This window comes from Pseudomonas sp. LBUM1666 (genome assembly GCF_059695775.1).
The window spans coordinates 912,387-925,892 of record NZ_CP166789.1 but is presented as its reverse complement, the minus strand read 5'-3'; the positions used below and the strand labels follow the sequence as shown (position 1 = coordinate 925,892).

The 13,506-nt window shown below is 60.0% G+C and carries 11 protein-coding genes; 1 reads left to right on the top strand and 10 read right to left on the bottom strand.

What is annotated here, in order from left to right:
- Positions 1-8: 8 nt before the first annotated feature.
- From ACA056_RS04035 to pmbA, 5 genes are all read right to left on the bottom strand, one after another.
- Entirely contained in the window at positions 9-620 is a 612-nt protein-coding gene (locus ACA056_RS04035; protein WP_415766520.1) for a superoxide dismutase, read from the bottom strand.
- A 1-nt stretch (position 621) separates the two neighbouring features.
- Positions 622-1,050, bottom strand: coding sequence for a DUF2753 family protein (locus tag ACA056_RS04030; protein WP_497270662.1), 429 nt, complete (start codon positions 1,048-1,050; stop codon positions 622-624).
- 27 nt (positions 1,051-1,077) lie between these two features.
- Positions 1,078-2,454, bottom strand: coding sequence for a class II fumarate hydratase (locus tag ACA056_RS04025; protein WP_497270660.1), 1,377 nt, complete (start codon positions 2,452-2,454; stop codon positions 1,078-1,080).
- Positions 2,435-2,842 carry a FagA protein gene (locus ACA056_RS04020; RefSeq protein WP_497270658.1) on the bottom strand — a complete coding sequence of 136 codons (408 nt, stop codon included), beginning with the start codon at positions 2,840-2,842 and terminating at the stop codon, positions 2,435-2,437. The genes ACA056_RS04025 and ACA056_RS04020 overlap by 20 nt, the downstream gene beginning before the upstream one ends.
- 246 nt (positions 2,843-3,088) lie before the next feature.
- Positions 3,089-4,435: a metalloprotease PmbA gene (pmbA, locus tag ACA056_RS04015; protein ID WP_046045848.1), complete on the bottom strand. Its 1,347-nt coding sequence runs from the start codon at positions 4,433-4,435 to the stop codon at positions 3,089-3,091.
- Positions 4,436-4,543: 108 nt separating this feature from the next.
- On the opposite strand from pmbA, the gene yjgA reads away from it, so the two are divergent.
- Positions 4,544-5,068 (top strand): ribosome biogenesis factor YjgA, encoded by a 525-nt coding sequence (gene yjgA, locus ACA056_RS04010; protein ID WP_347803536.1) that lies wholly within the window; start codon positions 4,544-4,546, stop codon positions 5,066-5,068.
- 48 nt (positions 5,069-5,116) lie between these two features.
- Here yjgA and tldD read toward each other — a convergent pair whose 3' ends face one another.
- From tldD to ACA056_RS03985, 5 genes are all read right to left on the bottom strand, one after another.
- Positions 5,117-6,559: a metalloprotease TldD gene (gene tldD, locus ACA056_RS04005; RefSeq protein WP_008148876.1), complete on the bottom strand. Its 1,443-nt coding sequence runs from the start codon at positions 6,557-6,559 to the stop codon at positions 5,117-5,119.
- An 18-nt stretch (positions 6,560-6,577) separates the two neighbouring features.
- Positions 6,578-7,426, bottom strand: coding sequence for a carbon-nitrogen hydrolase family protein (locus tag ACA056_RS04000; protein WP_497270655.1), 849 nt, complete (start codon positions 7,424-7,426; stop codon positions 6,578-6,580).
- An 82-nt stretch (positions 7,427-7,508) separates the two neighbouring features.
- Positions 7,509-11,312 carry a YhdP family protein gene (locus tag ACA056_RS03995; protein ID WP_497270653.1) on the bottom strand — a complete coding sequence of 1,268 codons (3,804 nt, stop codon included), beginning with the start codon at positions 11,310-11,312 and terminating at the stop codon, positions 7,509-7,511.
- Positions 11,313-11,387: 75 nt separating this feature from the next.
- Positions 11,388-12,845, bottom strand: coding sequence for a ribonuclease G (gene rng / locus ACA056_RS03990; RefSeq protein ID WP_033058026.1), 1,458 nt, complete (start codon positions 12,843-12,845; stop codon positions 11,388-11,390).
- A 57-nt stretch (positions 12,846-12,902) separates the two neighbouring features.
- Positions 12,903-13,499 carry a Maf family protein gene (locus tag ACA056_RS03985; RefSeq protein WP_497270651.1) on the bottom strand — a complete coding sequence of 199 codons (597 nt, stop codon included), beginning with the start codon at positions 13,497-13,499 and terminating at the stop codon, positions 12,903-12,905.
- Positions 13,500-13,506 lie beyond the last annotated feature (7 nt).

Sequence of the window (13,506 nt, the reverse complement as noted above, 5' to 3'; positions counted from 1 at the left end):
CAGAAGTCTTAAACCAGTGCAGCCTGATAGCGCGCAGCGACTTCAGGCCAATTGATCACGTTGTAGAACGCGTTGATGTATTCCGGGCGACGGTTCTGGTATTGCAGGTAATACGCGTGCTCCCAGACATCCAGGCCGAGGATTGGCGTATTGCCGTTCATCAATGGACTGTCCTGATTGCCGCTGCTTTCAACGACCAGCGTCTTTTGCGGCGTCACACTGAGCCACGCCCAGCCGCTGCCGAAACGAGTCAGCGCGGCTTTGGTGAAGGCCTCCTTGAAACTGCTCAGACCGCCCAGTTGCTCATCGATCGCCTCAGCCAAGGAGCCTTCAGGATTGCCGCCGCCGTTGGGCGCCATCACTTCCCAGAACAAAGAATGGTTGGCATGCCCGCCGCCCTGATTGATCACCGCCGCGCGCAGCTTCTCCGGCAGTTGCTGGACAGCTGACACCAGTTTCTCCACCGGCCACTCGGCAAACTCGGTGCCTTCCACCGCAGCGTTGAGGTTGTTGATGTAGGTCTGGTGATGCTTGGTATAGTGGATTTCCATGGTCTGCGCATCGATGTGCGGTTCCAGGGCGTCGTAGGCGTAGGGCAAGGCAGGCAAGGTAAAAGCCATTTCAATGAACTCCATGATGTAGGGACGCAGGCGAGGCAGCATCGATGTGCAGCAATCGATGCGTACGCGGGTATTCGCCGTGTTCGCTGATGAAATTCAGCAGCTCGACGTAGGTTTTACTGCTCTGGCGCAACGCTGCTTCACGCAGGGCCGGCGCCAGTCGTGGGTCCTGCATGGTCTGCAACAATCGCTGATGGATGGCGCACAGGTACTCGGCGCTCTCCTCAGGCTGGTTCAGACGCAAATGCAGATCCGCCAGGTTGTGGTGGGAAATCACGCAGGCCGCCACCGCTTCGTCGGCATCCGCCCAGCGCTCGAACAACACCTGGGCCAGGGCCAATGCTTGCAAGTAAGCCTCGCGGGCATCGACCAGTTCGCCCAGCATGAAACAGCGATTAGCCCTTTCGATCGTGCGTTTCCAGTGCTCCATGGTGAGCCTCCAAAGCGGTTGCGGTGGTTACACGCCGCCTGCGGTGAGTTTTTCCGGGTCCAGCAAAACCTCAAGCTGGCTGCGTGTCAGGTCGGTGTGTTCCAGAGCGACATCGATCACCGGACGGCCCTGTTGATAGGCCTTCTTGGCGATCTCTGCAGCTTTTTGGTAACCAATGATCGGGTTGAGTGCGGTGACCAGGATCGGGTTACGCGACAGCGCTTCCTTGAGCCTGGCTTCGTTGACCTTGAAGCTGGCGATGGCCTTTTCACCCAGCAGATGGCTGGAGTTGGCCAGCAACTCGATGCTGCTCAGCAGGTTCTGCGCGATGATCGGCAGCATCACGTTCAGCTCGAAATTGCCCGACTGACCGGCGATGGTGATAACCGTGTCATTGCCGATGACCTGAGCGGCGACCATGGCGGTCGCTTCCGGGATCACCGGATTGACCTTGCCAGGCATGATCGAAGAACCCGGCTGCAAGGCTTCGAGCTCGATTTCACCAAGACCGGCAAGCGGGCCGGAGTTCATCCAGCGCAGGTCGTTGGCGATTTTCATCAGCGAAACGGCCGTGGCCTTGAGCTGACCGGAAACACTGACCGCCGTGTCCTGAGAGCCGATCAGCGCAAACAGATCCTCACCCGGTTGGAATTGCACTTGGGTCAGCTTGCTCAGTTGTTCACAGAAACGCGCCGCGAATTGCGGATGAGCGTTGATTCCAGTGCCCACTGCCGTGCCGCCCTGAGCCAGGGATTGCAGACTCGGCAGCAGATCCTGCAGATGACCGATGTTGGCCTTGAGCTGCTGCGCCCAACCGTTGAGCACCTGGCTCATGCGCACCGGCATGGCGTCCATCAAGTGAGTGCGGCCGGTTTTGACGTGGTGATGGACCTCTTCGGCCTTGCGCTCGATCACCTGAACCAGACGCACCAGCGCCGGCAACAATTGCTCGTGCAACGCTAACGCAGCACTGACGTGGATGGTGGTCGGGATGATGTCGTTGCTGCTTTGGCCGCAATTGAGGTGATCGTTGGGGTTCACCGGTTCGCCGAGCAGGCGGCTGGCCAGGGTGGCGATCACTTCATTGGCGTTCATGTTCGAACTGGTGCCGGAACCGGTCTGGAAGATATCCACCGGAAAATGCTGCATGAAGTCGCTTTGAAGCAGGCCCAGTGCCGCATCGACGATGGCTTTGCCCTGGGATTCGCTGATTTGTTCGAGCTCGACGTTGGCTCGGGCAGCGGCAGCCTTGGCCAGGATCAGCGCACGGATGAACTGCACAGGCATCGGTTTGCCGCTGATGGGGAAGTTGTCTACCGCACGCTGGGTCTGTGCGCCGTAGAGGGCGTCCACCGGCACTTGAAGCTCGCCCATGCTGTCGCGCTCAATACGAGTCTTGGTCATCTGTAAATCCTTGCACCAGTTCGATAAGGGGAATGGAAGGCTGCAACTCGCAGGTCGCCAGTTGCCAGGTGTAGCTCTGCCAGCGCTTGAGGCGGCATTTGCACAATGAGAGGCGTTCCAGATCGCGCAACGGCCGCCAAGCCTGGTCCAGACAAAGGGTTCGCCAGTGCCAGGGCAGCGCGACATCGGCGGCAGTATCGAGTAGCAGACGGAATGAAGTTTCGGCGATGGTCCAGGGAGACGATGCGGTGCAGCAGACGAGATACCGGCCTTCGGCCAGGTAATGTTCGATCAGGCGAGGCTCGTCAGGGTCTATCGCGCAACGAATCTGGCGACTCATCCAGCGCCAGCTTTCGAGGTAAGGCTGCTCGTGCAAGGCAGAACTCATAATCCGGGCTCATTCGGTAATGAGATTTATTATTAGATGATAATGATAACCAAAACAACCCCAATGAAATGCATAGGGTCATTGTGGGAGCGAGCTTGCTCGCGATAGCGTCGTGTCAGTCAAAATCAATGTTGAATGTTAAACCGCCATCGCGAGCAAGCTCGCTCCCACAGGGACGGTGCATGGCGCATAAAAAAAGGCGCGCCACCTGATGGGTGGCGCGCCTTTTTGTGTAACGGTTAAGCGTTAGCTGCCGGCTACCGTCATCCGCTCGATCAGCACCGAACCTGTGCGAATGTTGCTGCGCAATTCCAGGTCATTACCCACCGCAACGATCTGTTTGAACATGTCACGCATGTTGCCGGCGATGGTGACTTCCTGGACCGCAAACTGGATTTCACCATTCTCGACCCAGTAACCCGCCGCGCCACGGGAATAATCGCCAGTGACCATGTTCAGGCCCTGGCCCATCAATTCAGTCACCAGCAGGCCGCGCCCCATGCGACGCAGCAAGGCTGCCTGGTCTTCGTCGCCATGGGTGACGAACAGGTTGTGCACACCACCAGCGTTGGCGGTGCTCGGCATCCCGAGCTTACGGCCGGAGTACGTGCCGAGAATGTACGAGACCAACTCGCCCTTTTCGACGAACGGTTTGGCGTAAGTGGCCAAACCATCACCATCGAACGCCGAACTGCCCATGGCCCGCATCAGGTGCGGACGCTCATCGATGGTCAGCCATTCCGGGAACAGTTTCTGCCCCAGCGTGCCTTCAAGGAACGAGGATTTGCGATACAGACTGCCGCCGGAAATCGCCGAGAGGAAACTGCCGAACAAACCGCCGGCCAGTTCCGCGGAAAACAGCACCGGCACTTCGCAGGTCGGTACCGGACGCGCGCCCAGACGGCTCGCCGCCCGTTGCGCGGCACGTTGACCGATGCTCTCCGGAGAGGCCAGCAAATTGCCCTGACGGTTCACGTCGTACCAGTAATCGCGCTGCATCTGGCCGTCGGCCTCGGCGATCATCACGCAGCTCAGGCTGTGCCGGGTCGACGCGTAGCCGCCGATAAAACCATGGCTGTTACCATAAACACGGCAGCCCTGGTGGGTGCTGAGGGTGGTGCCGTCGGCGTTCTTGATCCGGCTGTCGGTGGCAAACGCCGCCGCTTCACAGGCCAGGGCCTGCTCGATGGCTTGCTCCGGGGTGATGTCCCATTGGTGGAACAGGTCGAAGTCCTGCAGATCCTTGGCCATCAGCGCGGCGTCTGCCAGCCCCGAAGCTTCGTCTTCCGAGGTGTGCTTGGCGATGGCGAGTGCGGCGGCGACGGTTTCGCGAATCGCCTCCGGACCGCTGGCGGACGTGCTGGCCGAGCCCTTGCGCTGGCCAACGTACAAGGTGATGCCGAAGCCCTGATCGCGGTTGAATTCGACGGTTTCGACTTCACGCTGACGCACCGAGGTCGACAGGCCCTGCTCCAGGGACACCGCCACTTCACAGGCACTGGCACCCTGACGCTTGGCTTCAGCGATGATCTGCTCGACTTGTTCTTGCAGTGCCGGCAACGCTTGTGGGCCGACGCTTTCAACTGCACTCATGCTGTTCTCCACTCAAATTCTGCTTTCGGCTGGGGCCTTCGAGCGACCGGGCCGGACAAGCGGCCCCCGACTGGTTATCATGGCGGCGTTTCTTTGCGGACGGCCACCATGGTTGATTCTTACGACGACTCCCTCGATACGGGAGAAAAAAGCAAATCCCAGGTTAAACGCGAGCTTCATGCTCTGGTTGACCTTGGCGAGCGCCTTACAACGCTCAAGCCTGACTTGCTGGCAAAACTGCCGTTGACCGACGCTTTGCGCCGGGCTTTGGGCGATGCCTCCAAGCACACCGCGAATATCGCGCGTAAACGGCACCTTATGTTCATCGGCAAACTGATGCGCGATCAGGACACTGACGCCATTCTGACGTTGCTCGATCAACTCGATGCCTCCACCCGGCAGTACAACGAACGTTTCCATGGCCTGGAACGCTGGCGCGATCGCTTGATCGCGGGCGACGATGCGGTCCTGGAGAAGTTCGTGGTCGACTACCCGGAGGCTGATCGTCAGCAATTGCGCTCCCTGATCCGTCAGGCCCAGCACGAACTGGCGACCAACAAGCCACCGGCATCGAGCCGTAAAATCTTCAAGTACATCCGTGAGCTGGACGAGACTCAACGCGGTCTGCGTTAAATCTCGAATCGGGTGAGTCGCTACGCGGTTCACCCGAAGCTCCATCCCTCAAGATCCTGTGCCACCCACAGTGATCGCATCGATTTTCAGCGTTGGCTGGCCGACACCCACCGGCACCGACTGCCCATCCTTGCCACACGTCCCCACGCCGCTGTCCAGCGCCAGGTCGTTACCGACCATCGACACTTTGCTCATGGCTTCCGGCCCGTTGCCGATCAACGTCGCGCCTTTGACCGGGGCCGTAATCTTACCGTCTTCGATCAGGTACGCCTCGCTGGTGGAGAACACGAATTTGCCGCTGGTGATGTCCACCTGACCGCCGCCGAGGTTGGCGCAGTAGATGCCGCGCTTCACCGAGGCGATGATTTCTGCAGGGTCGCTTTCGCCCGCCAGCATGTAGGTGTTGGTCATGCGCGGCATCGGCAGGTGCGCGTAGGATTCACGGCGACCGTTACCGGTACGGGCCACGCCCATCAGACGGGCGTTGAGCTTGTCCTGCATATAGCCTTTGAGTACGCCGTTTTCGATCAGTGTCGTGCACTCGGTCGGGGTGCCTTCATCATCGACGCTCAGGGAACCGCGACGCCCGGCTAGCGTGCCGTCATCAACGATGGTGCAAAGCTTGGACGCAACCATCTCGCCCATGCGCCCGCTGTAGGCCGAACTGCCCTTGCGGTTGAAGTCGCCTTCCAGACCGTGGCCGACCGCTTCGTGCAGCAATACGCCGGACCAGCCCGAACCCAGTACCACCGGCAACGTACCGGCCGGCGCAGGAATGGCTTCCAGATTCACCAACGCCTGACGCAGCGCTTCACGGGCATAGCTCATGGCGCGGTCATCGCTGAGGAAATAACGGTAATCGGTACGACCGCCACCACCATGACCGCCGCGCTCACGGCGACCGTTCTGCTCGACGATCACGCTGACGTTGAAGCGCACCAACGGCCGTACATCGGCGGCCAGACCGCCGTCGGTGGAAGCCACGAGGATTCGCTCCCAGACGCCAGCCATGCTCACGGTGACTTGCTGGATACGCGGGTCGAGGGCGCGAGTCGCGACGTCGATACGCTTGAGCAATTCGACCTTCTCGGCACGGGTCATCACTTCCAGCGGGTTGTCCGGCCCGTACAACTGGGCGACATCCTGAGTCGTGAAGGCTTGCACCGTGCCGTTCTGACCGGCGCGGGAGATCGAACGCGCCGCACGGGCTGCGGCACCGAGGGCTTCGAGAGTAATGGCATTGCTGTAGGCAAAACCGGTTTTCTCACCCGATTGCGCTCGCACGCCGACACCTTGGTCGAGATTGAAGCTGCCTTCCTTGACGATCCCGTCTTCCAGCGCCCAGGACTCGGAAATCTGCCCCTGGAAATACAGGTCGGCAGCATCAATGCCCGGGCCGGCCAGATCGCCGAGGACACCTTGCAGGCTCTCGATTGTTACGCCGCCGGGCGCCAGGAGATGTTCACTGACTGAGGACAACAACTCGCTCATATGCTTTACGCCTTAAATTCATCGTTCTGAGGCAGGTCGCCGGGCGCCCTGCGAGAAAAAGCGCCGGTGACTGGACACCGGCATCCGCGCCCTGATGGACGCCTGTTCGCTGCTATCGCGTTCGGCCAGCAGCACGGCCTCGCCTTGATCCTGTTGCGCCAGCACACGTCCCCACGGGTCGATAATCGCGGCATGGCCAAAGGTTTCCCGCGGCCCCGGATGCGTCCCACCCTGGGCAGCCGCGAGCACATAACATTGAGTTTCGATGGCCCGCGCGCGAATCAATACCTCCCAATGCGCCGCGCCGGTCACCGCGGTAAAGGCCGACGGCGCGGTAATCAACTCCGCCCCGGCAGCGCGTAATTCGCTGTACAACTCCGGGAAGCGCAGGTCGTAACACACCGTCAGCCCGACTCGACCGACGGGCGTGTCCGCCACGACTACCCCACTGCCATAAGCATAGTCATCGGATTCGCGATAACGCCCGCGATTGTCCGCCACATCGACGTCGAAAAGGTGCAACTTGTCATACCGTGCAACGGTTTCGCCGTGGTCATCCACCAGCAGCGAGCAGGCATGCACTTTGGCCGTCGGTTGATCCACCGGCGGCAACGGCAATGTACCGGCCACTATCCATAACTTGAGGTCGCGGGCGGTCTGTTTCAACCATGGCAGGATCGGGCCTTCGCCCAATGCCTCGGCGCGACCGATGTCGGCAGTGTCGCGACGGCCCATGGCGGCGAAGTTTTCCGGCAGTACGGCAAGCTGCGCACCACTGGTCGCCGCTTGCTCGAGCAGCCGACGGGCCTGGGCCAGATTGGCCAGCACATCACTCTGGCTGACCATTTGAATCACCGCTACAGACATGGCGCGCTCCTTCATCGCTTTTTATAAGGGCAGGCCGCCATGCTACTCCATAGGCTTGGGGAGTGCGTTTTCAAAAAGTTTGTCAAAAAGGCTTGTCGAAGGTAATTTTCGGCTCTTTCCACGGTCCCTTGACGGTGTATTGGACGCTGGCGAAACGCGCCACACGGTCACCGATCAGCTTATCGATCAGGAACAGCGCGCCACCGATAGCCGGTGCACCGACGATCAGCGCGGCAATCGGCAGGTTATTGGTCACAGGCAACGTCACCAGCAACTTGGCATCGACCTTATCGCCCACCAGGTCTAGCGTCCCGTTGAGTTCGATGTTGCTCGACGGACCGGTCAACAGGATCGGCTCACGCGTCACGTATACGCCGTTGGTCGCGACCAGCAGGCCTTTGACCCGGTCGTAACTCAAGCCTTTGCCGAACAGGTCGGAGAAGTCCAGACGCAGCCGGCGGCCGATGGAGTTGAAGTTCAGCAAGCCAAACACGCGCAACGCCTGGGCGCTGCCCTCAACTTCAACGAACTGGCCTTTATTCAGCGAAGCATCGAGGGTTCCAGAGAAACGCTTGGTGGCCAGCCAGGCCGGCGAACCGGGCCAGCGACCATCGACATCCATATGAAAATCTTCGCTGGTGACACTCGGAGCAAAGCCCCAGCCCTTCAGTACATCGGCAAGATTCTTGCCGCTGATCCGGCCCTTGTACCAACTGCTGCTGGAACCGGGCACGCCTTCCCAACCGCCGCTGCCCTGCAGGAGGATGCCCTTGAGGCCCAGATCCAGCGTATTAAACGCAATGCCCTTGGCGGTCGGACGGACTTTCAGATACCAGGCCCCGACGAGGTCCTTGCCCTGGAACAGCTGATTGATGGTGATATCCAGTGCCGGGATCTTCGTCGGATCCACCGAGGCCAGCGGATCTGGCGAGTTTTCGTCGGCCAGGACCGTCGGGTCTGGCGCCGGCAAACGCACGTATTGCAGATTGATCGCAACCGGCGCGGCTTTCGCATCGGGGATGCTGGCGCTGCCCTTGACCTGCTGACTGTCGAGTTGCAAGGCCCACGCGGCAGGTTTGCGATTCAACTGTACGGAAGCCTGATCGAGCGTAGTGCCAACACCGCTGAGCTTGCCAATCTTGAAATCCGCGCTGCTGAGCAACTGTTTGGCGTTGCCGCCCGGATCCTGTCCGGCGTATTTGTCTACCAGGTCCTTCCAAGGGCCAACGTCCAGTTCCGACAGCACACCGCGCACCCGCAGGCCTTTGGCGCCGGGTAGCACGGCATTACCGCCACCCAGGAACAACTCGCCACGACCGTCGGCAAAATTGCCGGGCGGTGCCGCAAACGTGAAGTTCGCCAGCTCACCGTAGTTGACCCAGTAGCGCCGCTCCGCTCCCTGCAGGGTCATGCGGAACGTGGTGTCGCGGCCGACGTCGGGCGCCATGCCGAACGGCGCCGGCAAATCGATTGCTACGCCCTTGAGGTTGGAGCTGACCATCAATTGACTGTCGGCCCCATCAAGGTTCAGTTGCAGCTGATAAGGGATCACACCGGACACTGGCAACGACTGCGTAACACTCAGCCAGTCAGTCAGTTTCTTGACCTCGACCTGGCCCGAGGCGGCGACGCGAGTCTTGAGGTTGCCGGGACTGCCATCGGCGAAAATCTGTGCGGTAACCGGTTTATCAAAGGCGCGCGCGGTGATGTTTTGCCCGCTCAAACCCTTGGCGCTGTCGAAACGGAAATCGCCCTTGAGCTGAGTCAGCTCCAGGGTTGGCTCGGCCAGTTTCAGACGGGCCTTGGCGGTCTTGAAGTCGACGAGGATCTTCGGCTGCTCGCCTTTGACCAATGGAATGTCCAGTTTCAGTTTGCCCCGCAAATCGCCCTCGCCTTCCCAACCGGCAAAGGTGGCTGCGGTGCCGATCGGCGCTTCCTGGAGAATTTTCAGGCCATCACCCAACCCGCCAGCGAATCCACCGTCGAGGAACAGATGGACGTTTTGCCCCGATGGCACATGAGGAATATTGACGTAAATGTCGCTGACCTGGGTATTGAGCAACTGCCCCTTGCTGGCCAGGATCCGCACACCACTGTCTTCAACAAACACGTCACCCGTGACTTTGCTGACATGTGGCCAGCCTGGCTGGAAGGCCAGTTCGGCATCGTGAACCTTGAAGAACAGGCTGATGCTGCGGGCAGTCTCGGCGGCACCGTGGTTCAGCGAACCCTGGTACTGGAAGAAGCCTTCGTCCACCGCACCTTTGAGAATTGCCGTACGCAGCCATTCGTCCAGCCCAGGGCTGAGCATTGTCGGCAAGTACTTGGCGGTGTAACGCCCGTCGCCGTCCACCAGACCGACCCGCAGGTCCATGTAGTCTTCCTGGGTGTGGTCGAAATGCAGGCGGATCAGAAAGTCGCCAGCAATCTTGCCTTCTTCGCCCAGCACCTTCAGGTACGGCGCGATCAAGGTGAAGGCTTCTTTATCGAGTTTCCAGGTCAGTCGGGCATTGGCCTGAATGTACTGCCATGGCTTGGCGAAGATCGGGTCCAGGTGCAGGGAAAAATCCTTGCTGTCCATGCGCAGCTCACCACCGCCCAGATCACCGCTGATGCTGCCACTGACATTTCGTGCCGCCGGAGCGCCGCGATAGGCATCGAAGCCGACCCGGTCCAGGTTGGCGGCAAAGCTGAACTTGCTGTCGTCGGTGGCATTAGGCCGGAAGTCGATCAGCACGTTGCGCAGGCCGCCGGTCACTTTGAGTCGCTCGACGGCGGTGGCAATGCCTTCGGGCAGCGGCCCCAAGGCATTCAGTATCGGGGTGATCGGGGTGAGATCGAGGCGGTCGGCTTGCAGATGCCAAAGCTCTTCAGTCTTGTCGGTCGCCGCGTTTTGTTTGAGTTGCAGATGCGATTCCCAACGGGTCTCGCCAAGGTTCATGGCCAGCGAATCCAGGGTTACCAGCATGCCTTCGGAGCTGCGCTGAAAATAGCCATTGAGCGCCAGATTGTTGATCTGGATCGGCTTGCGCTCGCCGTACGCGCCCTTGAGTTGCGGCGCGTTCAAGCGAATCGCCGCACTCTGCAGGGCGCCCTTGTTCCAGTTCACCCAAAGCTCGCCGCCGGCCTTGAACTCGGAGAAATTCCATTGTTGGGTCAAGCGCTCAGGCAACCATTTCGACCAGTCGCTTTGCGGCAGGCTCAAATAAGCTTCGGCCTCGCCGTCTTTCCATTCGCTGGCGCGCAGACGGGTACGCAGACTGATGGCCACCGGTTGTCCGTCGGGCAGGGTCAAACGGGCGTCGAGTCGCTGGCGGGAGACGCCGGTTTTCAGATTCAGCCCGACGTAAGTCAGGGTCAGCGGCTGCTCTTGCAGTGGCTGCAAAGTGACCTGGCTATCGAGTACCGACAGTTGCTGAACCATCTGCATGCGATTGAGCAATTGCTCAGGATCCAGCGGCTGATCCTGCTGCACCGGCAAGCCTTCCAGCGCCCAATGACCGTCCTCGCTTTCCTTGAGGCTGATCTTCAGGCCGCTGAGTTCCAGGTGAGCGATGCGCACTTCACGAGCCATCAGACTGGCCCAAAGATCCGGTACCGCGCGCACCTGATCCAGACGCAGGGCATTGGCGCCCTCGCCGACCATCACGTCGTGAGCCAGCATAATCGGAGCAAAGCCGCTCCAGTTACCTTCCAGTTCGCCGATATTCAGCGGCATGCCCAAGGCAGCACTGGCTTTGGCTTCGACTTCGGTACGGTACTCGGCCACCAGCGGGGTCAGCTCTCGGCCGAGGCTGACGTATAACGCCAACAACACCAACACCAACGCACACAGCCCCAGACCCCAGCGGGTCAGTGCGGCCAAAATGCGTGTCAGACGTTCCATGTCAGTTGGCTCCCATGGCAAAAATGCTGCAAAAAGCTGAGGCCAGCCGTTCTAACAGGGTTGAAATACAGCGATTCAGAGCAGCACCACGTCGTATTGTTCCTGGGAATACATGGTTTCCACCTGGAACCGGATGGTGCGTCCGATAAAACCTTCGAGCTCGGCGACATTGCCCGATTCTTCATCGAGCAAACGGTCGACCACTTTCTGGTTTGCCAATACACGATAGCCTTCCGCCTGATAGGCGCGAGCTTCTCGGAGGATTTCGCGGAAAATCTCGTAGCAAACGGTTTCCGGCGTCTTGAGCTTGCCGCGGCCCTGGCAGCTGCTGCACGGTTCGCACAACACTTGTTCGAGACTTTCACGGGTGCGCTTGCGAGTCATCTGCACCAGGCCCAACTCGGTGATGCCGATGATGTTGGTCTTGGCGTGATCGCGCTCCAGTTGCTTCTCGAGAGTGCGCAGCACCTGACGCTGGTGTTCTTCATCTTCCATGTCGATGAAGTCGATGATGATGATCCCGCCCAGATTGCGCAGGCGCAGCTGACGAGCGATGGCGGTCGCGGCTTCGAGGTTGGTCTTGAAAATGGTTTCTTCGAGGTTGCGATGACCGACGAACGCCCCGGTGTTGACGTCGATGGTGCTCATGGCTTCCGCCGGATCGACCACCAGATAACCGCCAGACTTCAGCGGGACTTTGCGCTCCAGGGCCTTCTGGATTTCGTCTTCGACGCCGTACAGGTCGAAGATCGGCCGTTCGCCCGGGTAATGCTCCAGACGATCGGCGATTTCTGGCATCAGCTCGGCGACGAACTGTGTGGTTTTCTGGAAGGTTTCCCGGGAGTCGATGCGGATCTTCTCGATCTTCGGACTCACCAGATCACGCAAGGTGCGCAGCGCCAGGCCGAGGTCTTCGTAGATCACACTCGGCGCGCTGATGGTTTTGATCTGTTCGTTGATTTGATCCCAAAGCCGGCGCAGGTAGCGGATGTCCATGAGGATTTCATCGGCACCGGCACCTTCGGCAGCGGTACGCAGGATGAAGCCACCGGCCTCCTGGATGCCTTCTTTGGCCACGCAATCGGTGACCACTTGTTTGAGACGTTCGCGCTCGGCTTCGTCTTCGATCTTCAACGAAATGCCAACGTGCGCGGTGCGCGGCATGTACACCAGATAACGCGATGGAATCGACAACTGAGTCGTCAGGCGTGCGCCTTTTGAACCGATCGGATCCTTGGTGACTTGCACCACCAGGCTCTGCCCCTCGTGAACCAGAGCGCTGATGCTCTCGACCGCCGGGCCTTCGCGCAGGGAAATTTCCGAGGCGTGAATGAACGCCGCGCGGTCCAGACCAATGTCGACGAATGCCGCTTGCATGCCCGGCAATACCCGCACGACTTTGCCTTTATAGATGTTGCCGACGATCCCGCGCTTTTGCGTACGCTCGACGTGGACCTCTTGCAGGACACCGTTTTCAACCACCGCCACGCGCGATTCCATCGGCGTGATGTTGATCAGGATCTCTTCACTCATGGCAGGGTCTCGTTCAGGCATGTTCACGATAATGGCCGCATCTTGTCAGTACGACGCTCAACGCGCGTTAAGGGTTTGCCAACAGGGTATGCCGAAATGGCCAAGCAGCTCAGCGGTTTCGCACAGCGGTAACCCGACCACCGCCGAGTAACTGCCATTGAGCCCGGCGACGAACACCGCGCCGAGCCCTTGAATGCCGTAGCCGCCGGCCTTGTCCTGCGGTTCGCCGCTGGCCCAGTAGGCTATCGCTTCATCGCGACTGATGTTGCGAAAACGCACCAGACTGCGCACGACCCGAGACTCGCAACGCTCACCCTCTCGCACCGCAATCGCCGTCAGGACTTCATGTTCACACCCGGACAACATCATAAGCATGGCGCATGCCTCGGCTTCATCAACCGGCTTGCCAAGAATTTTTCCGTCCAGCACCACGGCGGTATCGGCGCCCAGCACGCAAAAATCTGCGTCGGACACGACAGTCCCGCGCCCAGCCTCGGCTTTGCCACGCGCCAGGCGCTCGACATAGGCCGACGGGGATTCATCTTCAAAAGGGGTTTCATCGATGTCCGCGCTGATGGCGGAGAACGGCACGCCGATCTGCGTGAGCAGTTCACGCCGACGCGGCGAGCCTGAGGCGAGGTACAACAATTTCATCAAGACA